A 19,784-nucleotide genomic window follows, 5' to 3' on the forward strand; every position below is an offset into this window, starting at 1 on the left:
TCCGTCCGCTTCGGAAGTCACCGTGAACAACCGCCTCACGCGCGGCCAAGGCAACCTGAGCATCACAGGAGTAACCATGAACAGCACCAGCACAACCGTGACCGTGCGTCAGGCCACGCCTGACGACGCGGGCAGACTCATCGGCATCCTCGCCGAGACGTTCCTTCACGACCCGGTCGCCGAGTGGCTGGTCTCCGACCATGACGATCGCCGCTTCATCTCCTACCGCTACTTCACCCACGTTGTGGGGCACGGCCTGCAATACGCCCACGTGGACATGGCTGCTGACGGATCCGCCACCGCGATCTGGTACACCCGCCCGGCACCGTCCCCCAGCATCGCCGCCGACCGCCACGTGGGTGTGCGAGAAGCGACCGGCGCGTACGCGCCGAAGTTCCTCCTCCTCGAGACGATGTTCGAATCGCACCACCCGCCCGAGGCGCACCACTACCTCGCCTACGCCGCCGTCAGCCCCGAACATCAAGGCCAGGGAACTGGCACCGCGTTGCTGAGTAACCACCACCAACAAATCGACCCGCTCGGCTTGCCCGCCTACCTGGAGGCCACCAGCCCACGCAACCGCGACCTCTATCTGCGGCTCGGATACCTACCCGGCCCGTCGATGCTCCTCCCCGACGGAGGGCCGAAGATCTGGCGGATGTGGCGCGCACCGCTCGGCAGCACGATCCCAGCCAGATTCTTCACCCCGCACCTACCCCTGACCGGCGAGCGCGACGAACGCGGTGGGGAGCATGCTGGTTCAGCCGGCTACCCCTGCTGACGTCGCAGCCGTCGCGGTCATCGGGAGAATTCGTTTCCGCGAGTTACGACGCCACAGCGCTCTGAACTCCAGGGCTGCACCGTATTGCCATCGCATGGCAGGCTCGTTCTCCATGATCGATGATTTCGCGAAGGACTACCTGCACGACGAACTGCGGTTCACACGTCAGGCACTGCTTTGGAAGCTCGACGGTCTTCCCGAATACGATATCCGGCGCCCCCTGACGGCGACCGGGACCAACCTCCTCGGCCTGGTTAAACACCTGGCGACCTGGGAGGCCAGATACCTCGGCGAGATCTTCGACCGCCCGTTCCCGGAGCCGCTGCCCCGCTGGCAGGACTCGGACGGCAGCGACCTGTGGGTGAGCCCAGACGAGACCCGCGAACAAATCATCGGCTTCTACCGGCGCGCATGGGACCACGCGGACGCGACGATCAAAGAGCTTCCCATCGACGCCCCCGGCCACGTGCCATGGTGGCCGCGCCCCGACGTGAAGCTGTTCAACATCATGGTCCACGTCCTCAGCGACACGACCCGGCACGCCGGACATGCCGACATCCTGCGCGAGCAACTCGACGGCCGGACCGGGGTAGCAGCCGGGTACGAGGAGCAGATCGACACGGCGGCCCGCGAGGCCCACCGGGCCAAGATCGAGCGGGCTGCCAAGGCAGCCACCTGCGGCTATGACCATGCTGGCCTAACCAACGAGGACGGCAACATCGGGCCTACGCCCTAAGCAACCAGCGTCCCCGGTTGGCTGCTTCCTCAAGCTGGCCGGCCTACTCCCGGCCAGCCCAGGTGGCGACGCAGGCCTCATTGCCCTCGACGTCGGCCAGGACCCACCACATCGGCGCGTACGCATCGGAGACCAATCGACCCCCTGCGGCCAGGGCAGCAGCGATGCGGGCTTCGGCTTGATCGTGCGGGACGGCGACATCGAGGTGCATGCGGTTGCGTCCTGGGCGCGCCGTGTTCATCTGCTGCAACCCGAAGCCCGGGCCGCGGCGCGCCGGGTCGGCCAGATAGTCATCGCCAATCTGGTCGTAGCCGAGCAGTGCCCGCCAGAACGGCAGCACCTCCGCGCCGACGAGTGCGTCGAGAGTGACGTTGATGAGTTGCACAGCGGTCGGATCGGCGGGGGTGTCCAATTCCTTCGCAGCAGCCGAGATCCGCTGGGCCAGCCCGATGTCTCGCCGCGACAGTGACACCGTGACGCCGGCATAGCGCAGGTCGATGTTGAGGTACTGCTGCTCGGCTCCGTCGGCGAGCCGGCCAATCTCATTGACGAGCGCGGCGCCCTTGGCCAGCGAGCCGGTCCGGAAATGGGCCGAGACCACGTGGTAGAGGGAGCGCCAGTCCTCGACACCGTCAGCCGCGTGGAACTGCTTGGCCGTGGTCCGCACAGTCATGCCAGCGAACCTAACATCGACGGCGCGACGGACGCCCAAGCGAGCGAACGTCGGAACAGCAAACCCCAGCCGACCGGTTCACCGCCCAGCCCGTCGAGGAGCAGATCCCGCTGCGGCTGCCGCCAACGCTGAACACCGCCATCCCCGCACCCCGAAAGCCGCTGCTTGCGCCGGCACCTCCGTCAGCCGCCGGCCCGACGGGCACCGTCGCAGCAGCACCATTGGCAACCGGTGACGACGTCGGCTTGGCCGTGGAGGTCACCCGCCTCGTTCCTGCCTCGGGCAACCTCACCCTCTGCGGGCAACAGTTCTGGCTGAGCCCCACCCGCTCCGGGCTCCCGGTCACCCTGTGGGCCGACACCACAGTCGTTCACCTGCTCATCGGCGGCGTCCGGCTCAAGACCGTGCCGTCGGCTCACCCCCGCCCACCTGCGGCAGCTCCTCGCCGACGACGGCCTACCCGCCGGGCCGCCACCGATTACCACCGGTGCCGTCCGAGCCGGCGCCCCGATCGAGGTCGAACGGCTCGTCAACGCCACTGGCCTGATCAGCCTCGCCGGACGGCAACACCCCGTCGGCTACCACTTCGCGGGCAGGCGCGTGACCGTCCGACTCGACCGCAGCCTCGTGCAGATCACCGCCGACGGCATCCTCCTGCGCAGCCTGCCAACCCCCTAACACCAGCCGAAGTCGCCAGCATCCGCGACGCCCGCCCCGCCGGACCACCACCCACCCCAGCACCCGAACCGATCCGGGGTCGAACGCCGCGTCAGCTGCCGTGGAGCCCTGGTCATCGCAGGTCAACGGATCCACGTCGGCATCGCTCACGCCGGAGCGACCCTCACCGTCGAAGCCGCCGACACCACCTTCCGCGTCCACGACGGCGACCAACTCGTCACCGAAGTCGCCCGCACCACCACCAAGGACATCGCCCGGTTCAAGGCCCGCAAGCCAGAACCAGCCCGACGCACCCCCACAGCACAACCCCCTGTGGAAGCCTGAGCCCATGCAGGCCCCTGCCCCATCTCAGGAAACCGTCGCGGCCGCCAACAGCCCGGACTGGTCAACCCGGGCCGCCGCAGGACAACAACTCGCCGCTTGGGCCAACCAAGACGACATCGTCGACATCCTCCAGCGGCTCCTCCTCGACAGCGGCGACACCGCCGTCGTCGAAGCGACCTGCCTGGCCCTGCTACGCCGCAACGACATTCACGGCACCCGACTCGTCGCACGAGCAACCACCACAGCCACAGACCTCCTGACCGCTGGCCTCGACCACCTTTACCACCTCCACGCCGCCGTCGTGAACTACCTCCTCCCCGACTGGCTCGGCCAGCTCACCGGCACCGTGGACGACTTCCTCATCCTCTGCAACGCCCTGGCCCAAGACCCCGACCCGACCACAGCAACCGGGGCCAAAGAACTCGCCAGCTGGGCCCGCTCGTAATCCCAACTACCGAGCAGTCCCGCTACGCTGTCCAGCAACAAGATCGTCTAGCCGGACGTGTCACCCACGTCCCGAGACTGATCTGTCACGGACGTCCTGAGACCCGACAATGATGCTGATGGCGATCTCGGCGGTTGGGTCTGACCCGAGTTCTCACCGGCTCCGTGCCTTCAAGTTGACCCGTCGACCCGACCGCCGAAATCACCTCTCTCGGTGCTGGCACCTGGTGGCGTAGTGACCTGATCAGGAGCCTGGGTTCGTCCCTCATCCCCGTGCTGTCCAACGTTCAGCCGGTGCCTGCGATCGAGACTCTGTTCGATGCGGCTGAGGAGATTGATGGGCGATCAAACGACGGTGACGGTTGGCGTGGACACCCACGCCGACGTGCATGTGGCAGCAGTCCTGGCCCACACCGGCAAACTGCTCGACACCCGGTCCTTCCCGACAACCACGCGCGGATACGCCCAGCTCGCAACCTGGGCAGATTCCTTCGGACACGTCGACAAGGTCGGGTTAGAAGGCACCGGCAGCTACGGCTCCGGATTGCTGCGCTTCCTCACCGACTACGGCTTCACCGTCATCGAGGTCGACCGCCCTGACCGCTCCACCCGCCGCCGCGCCGGCAAGTCAGACGTGATCGACGCCGAAGCCGCCGCCCGCGTCGTCCTGTCCGGACGGGCCACCGGCACACCGAAGTCCCGTGATGCCCAGGTCGAGATGATCCGCGCCCTGCGAGTGGCCCGACGCGGGGCGATGAAGGCGCGTATCCAAGCCGGTGGGCAACTTGACGCCCTCATCGTCTCGGCGCCGCAAGCCATCCGACAATCGCTGCGTGGGCTGACCGGCAAGCACCACATCCGTGGCTGCGCCGCCCTGCGACACGGCCCGATCACCGATCCCGCCGCCGCCACCAAACTGGCCCTGCGCAGCCTCGCCCGCCGCTGGCTGGCCCTGCAAGCCGAGATCGACGACCTCGACATCCACCTGACGACCCTGGTCACCGCCGCCGCACCCGACCTCGTCGCGCTGCCGGGTGTCGGCGTCGATACCGCCGGGCAACTGCTCGTAACCGCTGGCGACAACCCCGACCGGCTCCGCTCCGAAGCAGCGTTCGCCCGCCTCTGCGGCGCCGCCCCGATTCCGGTCAGCTCCGGACGCACCGACCGACACCGACTACACCGCGGCGGCGATCGCGACGCCAACAGCGCCCTCTGGCGCGTCGCCCTCGTCCGCATGCGCTGCCACCAACCCACCCGCGACTACGTCGCCCGACGCACCGCCGAAGGCAAGACCAAGACCGAGATCATGCGATGCCTCAAGCGCTACATCGCCGCGAGACTTTTGCCTGCCTCACTGAGGCATCCGCCGTCCACGGCTAACCGCCACGCCTGCCAAGATCGAGCCGTGCTGCGATCCGTCGAAGTAACGGCTGTCCTGGCCCTCAGCGACTCGCCCTTCCACAACCTGCACTGGAAGAGCGACGTTGAACTCAGCCTGGACTGCTTCATCTGCCAAAGAACCGGCCGTACTACAGGGTTGAAACACGGCGCAGAACACGGCACCTGCTCCGGTGACAGCAAGACCGGCCAGCACCCTATGGCCGCACGAATCTCCGCGTTCGACCACACCTCCGAACGGGGACGGACGATCCTGCGCGCAGTGGTGGACTACTGGTGGGCGCCTTTCCATGACGCCAAACGGGACCAGCCATCGCTCGCCCTGACCCGCGCCCCCTGGGTCCGACTGCACCTTGGCTACCTCTGCCCGGAACCGGTCCAGTCGGGCACCTTCTCAACGCAGACCAACCTCGTCCGCCCGCAGACCCACACCTGCGAGCACTGCGCAGAGCCCGTCGCTCACAGCCACGACGCGCCTCGCATTCAGTTCCTGACCTAGGTCATCGGCACGGGACCCGATACCACTTGCGCAAAATAGGAGCGTCACAGGTACTACTCGGCTACTTGTCGTGTCCCGGCTGATGCTTTACACCTGCGTCCCACCTGGTGCTTTACGCGTGCTGCTAGCTTTGCCCTTCGCCGGCCACTTGCATCTGGGAGCACGCATGCCGAACGCTGCCCTCATCGCCGGGCCGTTAGTCGACCTGTCCTCCGCTGCGGCGGTTCTGGCAGAGGCGACCGGCCTCCAGATCATCAGTCCAGGCAACGTCTGCCGCGAGCACGTGCAACTGCGGACGCCGCTAGGCGAACAGATGAACCGGTATATGCAGACCGGGCACCTTGTCCCGGATGAGCTGACCACGAAGGCAATCGCTGACGCCCTAGCCGTCGTGGATGGCGGCTGGCTGCTGTGCAACTACCCGCGCCGGATCGGTCAGGCGGAGTTGTTAGCGCAGAGCGCCCATGCACCCGACACGGTGATCGAGCTCGTCTTGACGAAGGACGAACTCGACCTCACGGTCCGCCGCCGGGTAGAACGTCAGTTAGAACTGGCCCCGCAGCAAGCCGAGCGACGCGCCGAGCTGCTGCTGATGTACTCGCACTACCAGGAGGAGTACCAGGAGCAGGTCGAGCCGCTGCGCGCCTACTACCGAACTCGCGGCATGTTGTGGACCACCAGTGGCTCTGGCGACTACGAGGACATAGCGGCCAAGCTGCTTCCGGTCGCTGCCGACTACCCCTGCCGGGAAGCCCTGCGGAGGCTCGGCGAAAGCCTTGATCAATGAGCCGTTGCTGTACTTCGCTGCTGTACAAGATCAGAAATGGCCATCCGGAAGATTCCGAATGGCCTCTGACCTGCGTCGGGACGGCCGGATTCGAACCGACGACCCCTTGACCCCCAGGACGAGTTGGTAAGCGTTCCCGCACGTCACACACGTTATGCCCATGATCAAGCCGTGCACCTGACCGCGTATCGTTCCACCATCGGGCGCTACGTGTGGTCCCTGCGTGGTCCCCGGAACCATGCACGGTTTAGGAAGGCGACAGCGACAGCGACCACTGTGGCCGTAACCGGGGCGGGCCAGCTACTTACCGGCTCCCCGGACCAAGATCATTGCACGTACTCTGCACGAGGCGCTGCGGGCGCCCCAGGACGGCCGGAGGCCGCCCGCAGGGCAGGCCGCGAGCGCGACGGCTACCCCTGACTTGCAAAGATCAAGACTGCTGTCGGCCCGCGTCGCTTATGTTCTCCGGCCTGCTCGTCTTGTCGGCTGATGCCGCCTTCGCCCTACCGCCGTCGACCGGCTTGGCTGCACGGGTGGCTGTACAGCCACACGACGCAAGGCTGGCACGATCGACGCATGGACGGAGCGGACGCGCAACCAGGTCAGCCAGCCGCAGCTCTCAGCGACCTGGTCATGGTCGACCTCACCGAAGCTGAACGCCACCTACTCGCCCGGGGGCTCAAGGAGTGGGGCGGGCCGGCTCATAGCACTGAAGCGTTGGCGGTCGCCATGGGCTTCGAGGGGGTCGAGGATCTCTATGCGCAGGCCGGTCCTTTGCACGCGTCGATCCGCGCTGAAGAGCCGCTAAGCCGTCGTGACTGGCGACGTGTCCTGATAGCCACTGAGGTAGTTTTCGCCAGCGACATTTTCGGATCCGGTTGTGATTGGTCGACCACGACCGGCCTATCAGACGAAGAGACGATCTTTCTCCTCCGGGCCGTTCAGCGCAAACTGGCACGCTCGGCGAACGTTCATAACCCGTGAGGTCCCAATGGCGGCTGGCAAGCGCCGGCAGCCCGAGCCGCCCGGGGTTTAGAAGAAGATCGTGGATGGCAGGTCAGGTAGCTGCTTCCCTGGTCAGCTCGTCTGCCGTTGTCGGGTGGCGTCGTCTTCAGCGGGGTGGTCTTGGCTGCACGGGCGCGCGGTGTAGGAAGTGTGGACACGGACGAAAGTCGCTCGGCGATGACCGGCTTGAACTGCGCCGCCCTACCGTCCGGCACGTCCAGGAGGTGACCGCTGTTGACCGTCGCCTTCCTCATTTGCTCGACGGCATCGGCTCGCCGGACAGGACCCCGTGAACGAGAACGATCAAGAACATGACGCTGGCCGCAGCGAAGATCACGCCAATTGCCCGCTCCAGCAAGACGAAACGCGCCAGACGCTCGTCGTACTGGGCATCCGGAAGCCAGCGCCGCGACGGAACTCGCCGTAGCACGCTCGCGGTCGCCATCGACCGGCGCATGTGCCACTCAGTCACGCCTCGAAAGTTGGTCGCTAGGGCGACACCGATGAGGCCCATCGTCAAAATCATCGTGACAGCGGCCACGAAGCGCCATGTCTCCAACTGACCTCCTTGACGGGGCCACCGATCATATGTGCTCTCGTCCTGAAAAGATCATGACTGCTGGTGGCTGGTGTGGGGCAAGGCGCTGCTCCTGCGCTTCAAGCCCATCTCTGTCGAAGATCCCCGCCGGAGGCATCGGTTCCGGTCCTTGGCGCAGTCTGCAATCGGCCGGCGCGCCAGCCGATGCCGGCGCTTGCGCCCCCAGCAGGCCGAGCGCCGCCGGCGCGGCCCGCTTGCGGGCCGCCTTGATGCAGACAGCAAACGATTCGGCATGCATCCCGGCTGGACGCTTGAGACTTGACCAGCGGTCAAGATGCGCTGCCGGCCCGGCGCACTTGACCGACGTGGTCCCCAGAAAGCCAGGAAGGCCGACCCGATATCTCGGACCAGCCCACTGACCTGCTGTTTCATCTTGTCGGGACGGCCGGATTCGAACCGACGACCCCTTGACCCCCAGTCAAGTGCGCTACCAAGCTGCGCCACGTCCCGTTCCCGCGTGGTTTCCCCCGCGACAACCGGTACAGCTTAGCGCAGCAGCTCCGGGTCGTCCGCACAGGCCCCACTCGCATCGCGAGGTGACCGAACCACCGCACACCCCCTACAGCGTCCTAGGAGGGTGGGGTGGGGAAATGCCGAATGGGCGCGGGGCCCATCCGGCATTTTCGGTGTACGAATCAGCGTTAGCCGTGCGCCTTGCCTCGGCCACCAGGGCCGAGCTTCTTACGCGGGCGGACCGAAATCTCGATCGGACTGCCCTCGTACCCGAATTCCTCGCGGAGCTTGCGCTCGACGAAGCGCTGGTAGCCGGCGTCGAGCGGGCCGGTGGTGAAGAGCACGAACCGTGGCGGCGCCACCCCGGCCTGCGTCGCGAACAGGATCCGCGGTGCGCGTCCACCCCGCACGGGGTGAGGGGTGGCCTGCACCAGCGCGGTCAGCCACTGGTTGAGATGCGCGGTCGGCACCCGCGTCTCCCAGCTGGCCAGGGCCTTGTTCAGGGCCGGGGCCAGCTTGTCCACCGCCCGGCCGGTCATCGCCGACAGGTTCAAGCGGATCGCCCAGGGGATGCGGCGCAGCTCCCGGTCGATCTCCTTGTCCAGGTAGTACCGCCGGTCGGCGTCGACCAGGTCCCACTTGTTGAACGCGATGACCATTGCCCGGCCGGCCTCGGTCACCATCGACAGGATCCGCTGGTCCTGCTCGCTGATCGGCTCGCTGGAATCCAGCAGGACCACGGCCACCTCGGCGGCCTCGATCGCACCGGCGGTGCGCAGGCTGGCGTAGTACTCGGTGCCGCTGGCCTTACCGACCCGCTTGCGCAGCCCGGCCGTGTCCACCAGTTGCCAGGTCTGACCGCCGATGTCGACCAGGCTGTCCACCGGGTCCACAGTGGTGCCCGCGACCGCGTCGACGACCGCCCGCTCCTCACCGGAGAACCGGTTGAGCAGGCTGGACTTGCCGACGTTCGGTCGCCCGACCAGCGCCACCCGGCGCGGTCCGCGCGGCCGGTTCTCCACGATCGTCGGTGCTTCCGGTAGCGCGGCGAGGATGGCGTCCAGCAGGTCCCCGGAGCCTCGCCCGTGCAGCGCGGAGACCGGGAACGGTTCGCCGAGGCCGAGCGACCAGAGTGAGGTCGCCTCCATCTCGATGGAGGTGTTGTCGGCCTTGTTCGCCACCAGGATCACCGGCTTGGCGCTGCGGCGCAGCATCTTCACCGCGGCTTCGTCAACGTCGGTGGAGCCCACCATCGCGTCGACCACGAAGAGAACCACGTCGGCGGTGACGACCGCCGTCTCGGCCTGCGCCGCGATGGCCGCGGCCCGGTCCGTGGCGTCCGGTTCCCAGCCGCCGGTGTCCACCACGGTGAACGCCCGGCCGTTCCACTGCGCGTCGTACGGCACCCGGTCCCGGGTCACACCGGGCACGTCCTCGACGACCGCCTGCCGGCGGCCGATGATCCGGTTGACCAGTGTGGACTTGCCCACGTTGGGGCGGCCGACCACGGCCACCACCGGCTGCGGGCCGGCCTGCTCCTCGACGGCGACGTCGGGCTCACGCAGCTCGACCCACCCCGCACCCTCACTACGCTCACTCATGCCGTTCCTCCGCTGCGCTTCGGACCGTCACGAGACACATCCGCACTGAACCCAATGATTCGCTCGCTGCGCTCCGGACCGCGATGAGGCACGTCCGCGCCGAAGCCGATGATTCGCTCGCTCATGCCACGCCTCGCTCCGCGAGCAGATCGCGCAGCCGTGCCACGACCTCGTCGATGCCCAGCTCGGTGGTGTCCAGCACCACCGCGTCCGGCGCCTGCGCCAGCGGGTTGGCCTTGCGGGTCGAGTCGAGACGGTCCCGCCGCGCCAGGTCAGCGGCGGTGGCCGCCACGTCGGCGGCGTCCTCGGCGCTGCGTCGGGCCGCACGGGCTGCCTCGGAGGCGGTCAGGAAGACCTTGAGGTCAGCGTCCGGTGCCACGACTGAGCCGATGTCACGACCCTCGACCACCATCCGGCCCGCGTTGACGATCATCTCGCGCTGCCGGGCGACCAGCAGCTCGCGGACCGCCGGCACCGCGGCGACGGCGGAGACCGCCCCGGTCACCTCGGCGCCACGGATCTCCGCGTCCACGCCCACGCCGTCGACGGTCACGCCGTACCCCTGGGGGTCGGTGCCGATGCGCAGGTCAACCTCGCCGGCGACCTTCGCCACCGACGCGGCGTCGGTGAGATCCACGCCGGAGCGCAGCACGGCCCACGTGATCGCCCGGTACATCGCCCCGGTGTCCAGGTAGCGCGCACCGATGCCAGCGGCGAGCCGCCGTGACACGGTGGACTTACCCGAACCGGACGGCCCGTCCACAGCGACCACACATCGCCCGGTCCGTACGTTTTCCTCCACCGTGTCCTCCTCAGCCCGTACCTCGCGGATCGCCCGGTGATCTGGCGCCGCAAGCGGTTGTCCATCGTCATCAATCATGCCCGGGGTCCGTGGCGGACCCACGCGCGACGCCGCCGGAGGCGACCCACGCCACCCCCGGCGGCCGCGTCTCGGCCGTTGCGGAGCCTACCGGCTGCCGTACCCCGAACTCGGGGGTCAGTCACTCACCGCGTTGAACAGGGCGGCGACCTCGGCGTTGGTCAACCGCCGGATCCGCCCGGTGCGCAGGTCACCCAGCCGGATGGGCCCGATCGAGGTACGCACCAGCCGGGTGACCGGGTGTCCGACCTCCTCCATCAGCCGCCGGACGATGTGCTTGCGGCCCTCGTGCAGGCTCAGCTCGACCTGGGCGGATTTGCCCAGAGTGTCCACCACCTTGAACGAGTCGACCTTGACCGGTCCGTCCTCCAGCTCAATGCCGGCCAACAGCCGCTTGCTCAGGTTGCGCGGGATCGGCCCGACCACCTCGGCGAGGTAGGTCTTCAGCACTTGGTACGAGGGGTGCATGAGCTTGTGCGCGAGGGTGCCGTCGTTGGTGAGCAGCAGCAGGCCCTCGCTGTCCGCGTCGAGCCGCCCGACGTGATAGACCCGCTGTTCCACCCGGTTGCCGATGAACTCGGCCAGCTCGTTGCGTCCCTTTTCGTCCGCCATGGTGGTAACCACCCCGCGCGGCTTGTTCATCGCCACGTAGACCAGGCGAACGTCGACCTGGAGGCGCTCGCCGTCCACGTGGATCACGGCGGTGGCCGGGTCGACCTTGTCGCCGAGCTTGGCGACGCGCCCGTCGACCGTGACCCGGCGACGGAAGATCAGGTCCTCGCAGGCGCGCCGGGAACCCACGCCAGCGGCGGCGAGCACCTTCTGCAGGCGCTCAGCCCCCTCGAAGACAGGGGCGTCGGGTTTAGGGGAACGGTTATCGGGTCGCATCAGCAAGCTCTTCTACGTCGTCGGGCAGGAAAGGTGCGAGGGGCGGCAGCTCGTCTACGGTGTTCAGCCCGAGCTTCTCCAGGAACAACGTGGTGGTCCGGTACAGAAACGCCCCGCTGTCCTGTTCGGTGCCGCACTCCTCGACGAGGCCGCGGGTCACCAGCGTACGGATGACCCCGTCGCAGTTCACACCCCGGATGGCTGAGATTCGCGAACGGGTCACCGGCTGCTTGTAGGCGACCACGGCGAGCGTCTCCAACGCCGCCTGGGTCAGCCGTACGGACTGCCCGTCCAACACGAACCGCTCAACGTACGTAGCGTATTCCGGCCGGGTGTACAGCCGCCACCCGCCCGCCGCCCGACGCAGCTCGAACCCGTGCCCGGCGGCGGTGTAGCCGGCGGCGATCTCGTCGAGCATCGGCCCGACCCGTTCGGCCGGCTGCTCCAGCACCTGCGCCAGGACCAACTCGCTGACCGGCTCGTCGACCACCAGCAGGATCGCCTCCAGCGCGCCGCGCAACTCCGCGTCGGACAACTCCGGCGCCGGCTCCGGCGCGGCCGGCACCCGCCGTCGCCCCGCCGCCAACCGATGGGGTACGTCCCCAGCGGCGGCAGTCGGCTCGCCGGACTGACCAGGCGCGGGCTGACCAGGCGCGGGCTGACCAGGCGCGGGCTCACCCAGCTCGGGCTCACCCAGCTCGGGCTCACCCGGCTCGGGGTCACCTGCGGACGTGTCCGGGGGCGGTTCGCCGTCGGTCTCGTCGGAGGCTTCGTCGGAGGCGGGAGTGGGCGGGCGGGGGCGCTCCCACGGGGGGACCCAGGCGGCAGCCTGGTCGGCCAGAGAGTCCCCGCGTTCCTCGTCACTCATCCCGCTCAGCCTCCGTGGTTCCCGTCCCGTCCAGTCCCCCGGGCTCCCCCGCCGGCGCGACGGTCGACTCCGGGTCGGCCGGGGTGCCGGCGTACTCGTCGACGTGCAGCTCGGTGTCACCGTCGGCGGGGCCGGTCCAGCGCACGGTCAGCTCCTCCAGTGCCTCCTCCTGCACGAAGGACACCAGACCCTCCCGGTACAGCTCCAGCAGCGCGAGGAACCGCGCCACCACCTCCAGGGTCGCCTCGCAGTCGGCGCAGAGCAGCGAGAACGTGGCCGTGCCGACCCGGCGCAGCCGGGCGCTGAGGATCGCCGCGTGTTCTCGGACACTGACCCGGACCATGTGCACGTGGGCGATGGAGACCTCCGGCACCGGCTTCGGGGTCATCGCCTTCACGGCCAGCTTCAGCAGCCGCTGCGGGCCGATGCCGAGCACCAGGTCGGGCAGCGCCTCGGCGTACCGGGCCTCCAGGCTGACCGCCCGCGGATACCGCCGGCCTCCGACGGCCTCCAGCTCGGCGATGTGCGCCGCGGCCTCCTTGTACGCCTTGTACTGCAACAGCCGGGCGAAGAGCAGGTCCCGTGCCTCCAGCAGGGCGAGGTCCGCCTCGTCCTCCACCTCGGCGGCGGGTAGCAGCCGGGCCGCCTTCAGGTCGAGCAGGGTCGCGGCGATGACCAGGAACTCGCTGGCCTCGTCCAGGTCCCAGTTGTCGCCCATGGCCCGGATGTAGGCGATGAACTCGTCGGTGACCGTGTGCAGGGCCACCTCGGTCACGTCGAGCTTGTGCTTGCCGATCAGTTGCAGCAGCAGGTCGAACGGGCCGGTGAAGTTGGCCAGCCGCACCGTGAAACCGGCGGGCTGCACACCGTCGACCGCCGGGGCGGCGGCCTCGTGCGGCACGGCCGGCGAGTCGAGGGGTGGCGCGGTCACCGCACGACCGTAGTCCACGAGGCGGGCACGGGGCGTTCCGGCTACCGCTCCGACTGGGCGGCGATCACCTCGCGGGCCAGCTGACGGTAGTTGCGCGCCCCGGAGGACGCCGGGTCCATCGTCGTGATGGGGGCACCGGCCACCGTGGACTCGGGGAACTTGACCGTCTTGGTGATGACCGTCTGGTAGACCTTGTCGCCGAACGCCTCCACCACCCGCTGGAGCACCTGCCGGCAGTGCGTGGTGCGGCTGTCGTACATGGTGGCGAGGATGCCCTCGAGCTCCAGGTCGAAGTTGAGCCGCTCGCGCACCTTGTCGATGGTGTCCAGCAGCAGCGCCACACCACGCAGGCTGAAGAACTCGCATTCGAGTGGGATGAGCACGCCGTGCGCGACGGTCAACGCGTTGATCGCCAGCAGGCCGAGTGAGGGCTGACAGTCGATCAGGATGTAGTCGTACTCCTTGCGGACCGTGCGCAGCACCCGGGCCAGGGCCATCTCCCGGGCCACCTCGTTGACGAGCTGGATCTCGGCGGCGGAGAGGTCGATGTTGGCCGGCAGCAGGTGCAGCCCCGCCACGTCCGTCTTGATGACGACGTCTTCGGCGGCGATGTCGTCCTGCATGAGCAGGTTGTAGATGGACAGGTCGAGGTTGTGCGGGTTGACCCCCAGCCCCACCGAGAGCGCGCCCTGCGGGTCGAAGTCGACCAGCAGCACCTTGCGGCCGTACTCAGCGAGCGCCGCGCCCAGGTTGATGGTGGTGGTGGTCTTGCCGACGCCACCCTTCTGGTTGGCCATCGCGATGATGCGCGCCGGGCCGTGCCGATCGGTGGGCATCGGCTCGGGGATGGGCTTGCGCATCGTGTAGGCAGCCGGGTCCGCAGGACCCAGGTCCGCGCCGAGCGTGGCCTGCTGCTCGCGGAGCTCCGACGTCCAGGTCTCGGCACGGTCACCGTTGCCAGCCATGTGCTCGTTGCCCCCTCCCGACGACCCACCCGGCGTCGGAGCCGTCCGACGTCCTTCGCGGCGCCGCTGCGCACCCCGGTCGTGTCGCCCCAGGAGGTCCGCGCCGATGCCGACTGTACGCCACCGACCAGCAGGGGGTTCGGCACCGGCCCGGCGTGTCGGAGCCGACCGTGACCGGTTCAGCCCCGGGCGCGCGGGTGGGCGGTGGCGTACACCTCGCGCAGCCGCTCGACGGTGACCAACGTGTACACCTGGGTGGTGGTCACCGATGCGTGGCCGAGCAACTCCTGGACCACCCGCACGTCGGCGCCACCGTCGAGCAAGTGGGTGGCGTACGAGTGGCGCAGGGTGTGCGGGGAGACGGCGGCGGGTCCGCTGACGGGCAGCCCGGCCCGGCCGGCGGCGCCACGCAGGATACCCCAGGCGCCCTGGCGGGACAGCGCGCCGCCGCGGGCGTTGAGGAAGACCGCCGGTGTGCCGCGGCCGGCGGCGGCCAGCCCGGGACGGGCCCGGACCAGGTAGGCCCGCACCGCGTCGACGGCGTACCCGCCGATCGGCACCAGCCGCACCCGGCCGCCCTTGCCGCGCAGCAGCACGGTGCCCTCGTCGGTGTCGAGGTCGTCCACGGCGGCGCCGACCGCTTCGGAGATCCGCGCGCCGGTGCCGTACAGGAACTCCAACAGCGCCCGGTCGCGCAGCGCGAGGGGCGCGTCGTCGCCGGTCGCGGTGATCGGGCCGGCGGTCTCCAGCAGCCGGATCACGTCGTCGACCGGTAGCGCCCGGGGCAGCCGGCGTGGCGGGGTGGGCGGGCGGACGTCGCGGCTGGGGTCGGCGCCGGCCAGCCCTTCGCGCAGCGCGAAGCGGTGCAGGCCGCGTACCGCGCTGGCCGCGCGGGCGGCCGACGAGACCGCCAGCGGCGGGTGTACGTCGTCGCCCGCGCGCAGCCGCGCCAGGTGCGACTCGACGAGGCCGGCGCCGACCGACGCGAGGTCGGCGACGCCGGCCTCGGCCAGGGTCGCGAGGTAGCGGTCCAGATCGCGACGGTACGAGGCGAGCGTGTTCGCCGACAGGCCACGTTCGACGGTGAGGTGGTCGAGATAGCCGCGGACGGCACGGCGCAGAGCCGGCGTGGGTTGTTCGCCCACGCCGGCCGAATCCGTGCTGCCGGTCAGCCCGCTACCGCTCAGGCCAGCGCGTCGGTCAGCGGGAGCACGTCCATGCCGTGCGCCTCGGCGACCGGACCATAGGTGACCTGGCCGTCGTGGGTGTTCAGGCCCAACGCCAGCGCCGGATCGCGGCGCAGCGCCTCGCGCCAGCCCTGGTTGGCCAGCTCCAGTGCGTACGGCAGGGTGACGTTGGTCAGCGCGTAGGTGCTGGTGTTCGGCACCGCGCCGGGCATGTTCGCGACGCAGTAGAAGATCGACTCGTGCACCTTGTAGACCGGGTCGGCGTGGGTGGTGGGGCGCGAGTCCTCGAAGCAGCCGCCCTGGTCGATGGCGATGTCGACCAGCACGCTGCCCGGCTTCATCCGGGAGACCAGCTCGTTGGAGATCAGGGTCGGCGCCTTGGCACCGGGCACCAGCACCGCGCCGATGACCAGGTCGGCGTCGAGCACGGCCCGCTCGACCTCGTACGCGTTGGAGGCGACGGTCTGGAGGTGGCCGCGGTAGATGGCGTCGGCCTGGCGCAGCCGGGCGACGTTCTTGTCCAGTAGCAGCACCTCGGACTGCAGGCCCAGCGCGATGGCGGCGGCGTTCATGCCGGAGACGCCGGCGCCGATGACGACCGTCTTGGCCGCGTACACCCCGGAGACGCCGCCGGGCAGCACGCCGCGCCCGCCGCCGGTACGCATCATGTAGAAGGCGCCCACCTGCGGGGCGAGCCGGCCGGCAACCTCGGACATCGGGGCGAGCAGCGGCAACGAGCGGTCGGGCAGCTCGACGGTCTCATACGCGATACCGGTGACCTTGCGGTCGATGAGCGCGTCGGTGCACTCCTTGGAGGCGGCCAGGTGCAGGTAGGTGAAGAGCACCTGCCCCTCACGCATCCGGTGGTACTCCTCGGCGATCGGCTCCTTGACCTTGAGGACCAGCTCGGCGGTCTCCCACACCTCGTCGGCGGTGGCGAGGATCTTCGCGCCGGCGGCGGCGAACTCCTCGTCGGTGATGCTGGAGCCGACACCGGCGCCGGACTCGACGAAGACCTGATGACCGCTGCGGGTGAACTCGTTGACGCCCGCTGGCGTGATCGCCACGCGGTACTCGTGGTTCTTGACCTCGCGTGGGATTCCGACCTTCACGATGCAGACACCTCTCTTCGGGGCTGCTCTCCCCCGACTGCTCGGTGCCGCAATGGCCCCATTGCCACCGCGGTTCACCGGTCCCGCCGGCGGCAGTCTAGGCGCGTCCAACAGTGCCGTGAGCCAGCACAGTGGCATCCGGTGCCCGGGTGTCCTGACGGAGTGTCAGGGCACCGACCGGGGGCCGGCGGTGGGACCCCACCTCAGCCGTCAGGACAGTGTTCGCCATTATCGTCCCATCTGGCGGGCCCTCATGCGGGCAGCGGCCAAGTGGATCACTAATGGGTCCGCCCATGACCACTCCTCAATATCAGCCCGGATACGCCCCGGGTCAGTCCGACAAGAGCAAGGTCGTCGCTCGTGGTCAGCCTCGTGACCTGCGGCGTCGGCGCCGTCTGGGGCCTCATCGACGGCATTTCTGATCCTGGTCAACGGCGGCACGGACGCGCAGGGCCGGCCGCTGCGCGACTGACCCGTCGCACCGAACGACCAGGGCCCCGCGGCTTGCCGCGGGGCCCCTTCGCGCGTACCCCTTCGAAGGGGTGGTGGCTCAGCGCGGCAGCGGCGCGTCCGCCCGGCGCAGCGTCGACCAGCCGGTGTCCCGGACGCGGGCCGCGGCCAGCAGACCGGCCACCGCGGAGGCGTTGGTGATCTCGCCGGCCAGGACCATGCCGACCGCCTCGTCCAGGTCGATCCGGACGACCTGCAGGTCGGCCTCCTCGTCGTGGCGCTCGTGGCGCTCGTCCACCGGCACGTCGGCCAGGTCCCGGGCCAGGTAGACCCGGACCAGCTCGTTGGTGAACCCGGGCGAGCTGTGCAGGTCGACCAGCACGTCGATCCGCTCGGCGGTGAGGTCGGCCTCCTCGGCCAGCTCCCGCAACGCGGCGGCCGGCAACTCCTCACCGGAGACGTCCATCAGCCCGGCCGGCAGCTCCCACAGGTGCCGCCCGACCGGGTGCCGGTACTGCCGGATCAGCACCACCTGACCGGCGTCGTCGAGGGCCACCACGGCCACCGCCCCGACGTGCCGGACGAGGTCGCGCAGCCCGGTCCCGCCGCCCGGCATGGTCACCTCCTCGGTGACCACGTCGAAGATCCGCCCCCGGTAACGCTCCTCGCGGGAACGCACCTCGTAGCGGTGTTCACGATCGCTCACGACGCGGACGCCGCCTTCGTCGCGGCACCGTTGCGGGCGGCCTTGCGCGCCGTCGGGGCCTCCGTCGCCGCGTCCAGGTCGACCGGCAACTGGTCGGCCTGGGAGTACGCCACCGCGGCCTTCACGAACGAGGCGAACAACGGATGCGGGCGGGTGGGGCGGCTCTTCAGCTCCGGGTGCGCCTGGGTGGCCACGAAGAACGGGTGCAGACTCTGGTCCAGCTCGACGAACTCGACCAGCCGACCATCCGGCGAGGTGCCGGAGATGTGCAGGCCAGCCTTGGTCAACGCGTCCCGGTAGGCGTTGTTCACCTCGTAACGGTGCCGGTGCCGCTCGCTGATCTCGGTGCTGCCGTACGCCTGGGCGACGATCGAGCCCTCCGTCAGCGTCGCCGGGTACGCCCCCAGCCGCATGGTGCCGCCCAGGTCGCCCTTGCCGGCGACGATGTCCTCCTGGTCGGCCATCGTGGCGATGACTGGGTGCGCGGCCTGCTCGTCGAACTCCAGCGAGTTGGCGCCGTCCAGGCCGGCCAGGTTGCGGGCCACCTCGATGGTCATGCACTGCAGGCCGAGGCAGAGGCCGAGCAGCGGAATGCCGTTCTCACGGGCGTACCGGGCGGTGCCGATCTTGCCCTCGATACCGCGTACCCCGAACCCGCCGGGGATGAGGATGCCGTCCACGCCCGCCAGGGCAGCGGCGGCACCGGCCGGGGTGACGCACTCGTCGCTGGGCACCCACCGCAACTGGACGCGGGCCCGGTGGCCGAAGCCGGCCGCCCGGATCGCCTCGCTCACCGACAGGTACGCGTCGGGCAGGTCGACGTACTTGCCGACCACCGCGACGGTGACCGTGTGCCGGGGCCGGTGCACCCGCTCCAGCAGGTCGTCCCAGCTGGTCCAGTCCACGTCCCGGAAGGAGAGGCCGAGCCGGCGCACCACGTACGCGTCGAGCCCTTCCCGGTGCAGCACCTTCGGAATGTCGTAGATGCTCGGGGCGTCCGGAGCGGCGACGACCGCCTCGGTGTCCACGTCGCAGTAGAGCGACAGCTTCTCCTTGAGCTTCACCGGGATCTCCCGGTCGCAGCGCAGCACGATCGCGTCCGGCTGGATACCGATGTTGCGCAGCTGCGCCACCGAGTGCTGCGTCGGCTTGGTCTTCAGCTCACCCGACGGCGCCAGGTACGGCACCAGCGAGACGTGCAGGTAGAAGCAGTTGTCCCGGCCCAGGTCGTGGCGGACCTGACGGATCGCCTCCAGGAACGGCAGCGACTCGATGTCGCCGACCGTGCCACCGACCTCGGTGATCACCACGTCGGGGAGCTGGCCGTCCTCGTCCGGGTCGGCCATCGCCAGGATCCGCGACTTGATCTCGTTGGTGATGTGCGGGATGACCTGGACGGTGTCGCCCAGGTACTCGCCGCGCCGCTCCTTGGCGATCACATCGGAGTAGATCTGGCCGGTGGTGACGTTCGCCTTACCGGAGAGCGCCCGGTCCAGGAAGCGCTCGTAGTGCCCGACGTCGAGGTCGGTCTCGGCGCCGTCCTCGGTGACGAAGACCTCACCGTGCTGGAACGGGTTCATCGTCCCCGGGTCGACATTCAGGTAGGGGTCGAGCTTCTGCATCACCACACGCAGCCCGCGCGCGGTCAGCAGGTTGCCGAGGCTGGAGGCGGTGAGGCCCTTACCCAGCGAGGAGGCGACGCCCCCGGTGACGAAAATGTGCCTGGTCGTCCGTGCTGATGGGGCCAAGGCCTGCTCCCGTGTCGTCTGTCGCGGTCATGCAGACCGCCGTGCTTGATCAGCAGAGTGATCACGCGATCC

The 19,784-nt window shown here is 69.2% G+C and carries 19 protein-coding genes and 1 tRNA gene; 6 read left to right on the forward strand and 14 right to left on the reverse strand.

Annotation, left to right across the window (positions count from 1 at the left end; all coding sequences use genetic code 11):
* Nucleotides 1-76: 76 nt before the first annotated feature.
* Together ABZS37_RS23225 and ABZS37_RS23230 are read left to right on the forward strand one after the other, a co-directional pair.
* Nucleotides 77-781: a GNAT family N-acetyltransferase gene (locus ABZS37_RS23225; protein WP_355172076.1), complete on the forward strand. Its 705-nt coding sequence runs from the start codon at nucleotides 77-79 to the stop codon at nucleotides 779-781.
* Nucleotides 782-893: 112 nt separating this feature from the next.
* Nucleotides 894-1,517 carry a DinB family protein gene (locus ABZS37_RS23230; protein WP_355172142.1) on the forward strand — a complete coding sequence of 208 codons (624 nt, stop codon included), beginning with the start codon at nucleotides 894-896 and terminating at the stop codon, nucleotides 1,515-1,517.
* A 43-nt stretch (nucleotides 1,518-1,560) separates the two neighbouring features.
* On the opposite strand, the gene ABZS37_RS23235 is transcribed toward ABZS37_RS23230, so the two are convergent.
* Both ABZS37_RS23235 and ABZS37_RS23240 read right to left on the reverse strand, forming a co-directional pair.
* Complete coding sequence (locus tag ABZS37_RS23235) at nucleotides 1,561-2,190, reverse strand: VOC family protein (RefSeq protein WP_355172078.1); 630 nt, start codon at nucleotides 2,188-2,190, stop codon at nucleotides 1,561-1,563.
* Between the two features lie 456 nt (nucleotides 2,191-2,646).
* Nucleotides 2,647-3,081 carry a hypothetical protein gene (locus ABZS37_RS23240; protein WP_355172080.1) on the reverse strand — a complete coding sequence of 145 codons (435 nt, stop codon included), beginning with the start codon at nucleotides 3,079-3,081 and terminating at the stop codon, nucleotides 2,647-2,649.
* A gap of 115 nt (nucleotides 3,082-3,196) precedes the next feature.
* Between ABZS37_RS23240 and ABZS37_RS23245 the strand changes: the two genes are divergently transcribed.
* The 4 genes from ABZS37_RS23245 to ABZS37_RS23260 all read left to right on the forward strand — a co-directional run bounded on the left by ABZS37_RS23245 (nucleotide 3,197) and on the right by ABZS37_RS23260 (nucleotide 7,304).
* Nucleotides 3,197-3,637, forward strand: coding sequence for a hypothetical protein (locus tag ABZS37_RS23245; protein ID WP_355172082.1), 441 nt, complete (start codon nucleotides 3,197-3,199; stop codon nucleotides 3,635-3,637).
* 336 nt (nucleotides 3,638-3,973) lie between these two features.
* Nucleotides 3,974-5,533 carry an IS110 family transposase gene (locus tag ABZS37_RS23250; RefSeq protein ID WP_355172084.1) on the forward strand — a complete coding sequence of 520 codons (1,560 nt, stop codon included), beginning with the start codon at nucleotides 3,974-3,976 and terminating at the stop codon, nucleotides 5,531-5,533.
* 166 nt (nucleotides 5,534-5,699) lie between these two features.
* Complete coding sequence (locus ABZS37_RS23255; protein ID WP_355172086.1) at nucleotides 5,700-6,320, forward strand: nucleoside monophosphate kinase; 621 nt, start codon at nucleotides 5,700-5,702, stop codon at nucleotides 6,318-6,320.
* 576 nt (nucleotides 6,321-6,896) lie between these two features.
* The gene (locus ABZS37_RS23260; protein WP_355172088.1) at nucleotides 6,897-7,304 is read left to right on the forward strand and encodes a hypothetical protein; all 408 of its coding nucleotides are present in this window, start codon (nucleotides 6,897-6,899) and stop codon (nucleotides 7,302-7,304) included.
* Between the two features lie 271 nt (nucleotides 7,305-7,575).
* Here ABZS37_RS23260 and ABZS37_RS23265 read toward each other — a convergent pair whose 3' ends face one another.
* From ABZS37_RS23265 to ABZS37_RS23320, 12 genes are all read right to left on the reverse strand, one after another.
* Entirely contained in the window at nucleotides 7,576-7,884 is a 309-nt protein-coding gene (locus ABZS37_RS23265; protein ID WP_355172090.1) for a hypothetical protein, read from the reverse strand.
* 415 nt (nucleotides 7,885-8,299) lie between these two features.
* Nucleotides 8,300-8,373 (reverse strand) — tRNA-Pro (locus ABZS37_RS23270).
* A 191-nt stretch (nucleotides 8,374-8,564) separates the two neighbouring features.
* On the reverse strand, nucleotides 8,565-9,977 hold the full coding sequence (gene der / locus ABZS37_RS23275) for a ribosome biogenesis GTPase Der (RefSeq protein ID WP_355172092.1): 1,413 nt from the start codon (nucleotides 9,975-9,977) through the stop codon (nucleotides 8,565-8,567).
* Nucleotides 9,978-10,098: 121 nt separating this feature from the next.
* On the reverse strand, nucleotides 10,099-10,779 hold the full coding sequence (gene cmk / locus ABZS37_RS23280) for a (d)CMP kinase (protein WP_355172094.1): 681 nt from the start codon (nucleotides 10,777-10,779) through the stop codon (nucleotides 10,099-10,101).
* A gap of 195 nt (nucleotides 10,780-10,974) precedes the next feature.
* Nucleotides 10,975-11,745, reverse strand: a complete 771-nt coding sequence (locus tag ABZS37_RS23285) for a pseudouridine synthase (protein WP_355172096.1) — start codon at nucleotides 11,743-11,745, stop codon at nucleotides 10,975-10,977.
* Nucleotides 11,732-12,613, reverse strand: coding sequence for an SMC-Scp complex subunit ScpB (gene scpB / locus ABZS37_RS23290; protein WP_355172098.1), 882 nt, complete (start codon nucleotides 12,611-12,613; stop codon nucleotides 11,732-11,734). The genes ABZS37_RS23285 and scpB overlap by 14 nt, the downstream gene beginning before the upstream one ends.
* Nucleotides 12,606-13,544 (reverse strand): segregation/condensation protein A, encoded by a 939-nt coding sequence (locus ABZS37_RS23295; protein WP_355172100.1) that lies wholly within the window; start codon nucleotides 13,542-13,544, stop codon nucleotides 12,606-12,608. The genes scpB and ABZS37_RS23295 overlap by 8 nt, the downstream gene beginning before the upstream one ends.
* A gap of 41 nt (nucleotides 13,545-13,585) precedes the next feature.
* On the reverse strand, nucleotides 13,586-14,509 hold the full coding sequence (locus ABZS37_RS23300) for a ParA family protein (RefSeq protein WP_354997677.1): 924 nt from the start codon (nucleotides 14,507-14,509) through the stop codon (nucleotides 13,586-13,588).
* A 179-nt stretch (nucleotides 14,510-14,688) separates the two neighbouring features.
* Complete coding sequence (locus ABZS37_RS23305; RefSeq protein WP_355172102.1) at nucleotides 14,689-15,654, reverse strand: site-specific tyrosine recombinase XerD; 966 nt, start codon at nucleotides 15,652-15,654, stop codon at nucleotides 14,689-14,691.
* A gap of 38 nt (nucleotides 15,655-15,692) precedes the next feature.
* Complete coding sequence (gene ald / locus ABZS37_RS23310; RefSeq protein WP_355172104.1) at nucleotides 15,693-16,808, reverse strand: alanine dehydrogenase; 1,116 nt, start codon at nucleotides 16,806-16,808, stop codon at nucleotides 15,693-15,695.
* 550 nt (nucleotides 16,809-17,358) lie between these two features.
* Nucleotides 17,359-17,964 carry an NUDIX hydrolase gene (locus ABZS37_RS23315; protein ID WP_355172106.1) on the reverse strand — a complete coding sequence of 202 codons (606 nt, stop codon included), beginning with the start codon at nucleotides 17,962-17,964 and terminating at the stop codon, nucleotides 17,359-17,361.
* Complete coding sequence (locus ABZS37_RS23320) at nucleotides 17,961-19,712, reverse strand: CTP synthase (protein ID WP_355172108.1); 1,752 nt, start codon at nucleotides 19,710-19,712, stop codon at nucleotides 17,961-17,963. Before ABZS37_RS23320 ends, ABZS37_RS23315 begins: the two co-directional genes overlap by 4 nt.
* Nucleotides 19,713-19,784 lie beyond the last annotated feature (72 nt).

It is taken from the genome of Micromonospora sp. NPDC005413, from assembly GCF_040606435.1.
Taxonomy (GTDB): Bacteria; Actinomycetota; Actinomycetes; order Mycobacteriales; family Micromonosporaceae; genus Micromonospora.

Excerpts from the sequence above, each read along its gene's own strand:
- ABZS37_RS23300 (WP_354997677.1), bottom strand. The coding sequence starts at position 14,509 with ATGGCTGGCAACGGTGACCGTGCCGAGACCTGGACGTCGGAGCTCCGC.
- der (WP_355172092.1), bottom strand. The coding sequence starts at position 9,977 with ATGAGTGAGCGTAGTGAGGGTGCGGGGTGGGTCGAGCTGCGTGAGCCC.
- ABZS37_RS23285 (WP_355172096.1), bottom strand. The coding sequence starts at position 11,745 with ATGCGACCCGATAACCGTTCCCCTAAACCCGACGCCCCTGTCTTCGAG.
- ABZS37_RS23255 (WP_355172086.1), top strand. The coding sequence starts at position 5,700 with ATGCCGAACGCTGCCCTCATCGCCGGGCCGTTAGTCGACCTGTCCTCC.
- ABZS37_RS23245 (WP_355172082.1), top strand. The coding sequence starts at position 3,197 with ATGCAGGCCCCTGCCCCATCTCAGGAAACCGTCGCGGCCGCCAACAGC.
- ABZS37_RS23225 (WP_355172076.1), top strand. The coding sequence starts at position 77 with ATGAACAGCACCAGCACAACCGTGACCGTGCGTCAGGCCACGCCTGAC.
- ABZS37_RS23260 (WP_355172088.1), top strand. The coding sequence starts at position 6,897 with ATGGACGGAGCGGACGCGCAACCAGGTCAGCCAGCCGCAGCTCTCAGC.
- ABZS37_RS23250 (WP_355172084.1), top strand. The coding sequence starts at position 3,974 with ATGGGCGATCAAACGACGGTGACGGTTGGCGTGGACACCCACGCCGAC.
- ABZS37_RS23230 (WP_355172142.1), top strand. The coding sequence starts at position 894 with ATGATCGATGATTTCGCGAAGGACTACCTGCACGACGAACTGCGGTTC.
- ABZS37_RS23235 (WP_355172078.1), bottom strand. The coding sequence starts at position 2,190 with ATGACTGTGCGGACCACGGCCAAGCAGTTCCACGCGGCTGACGGTGTC.
- scpB (WP_355172098.1), bottom strand. The coding sequence starts at position 12,613 with ATGAGTGACGAGGAACGCGGGGACTCTCTGGCCGACCAGGCTGCCGCC.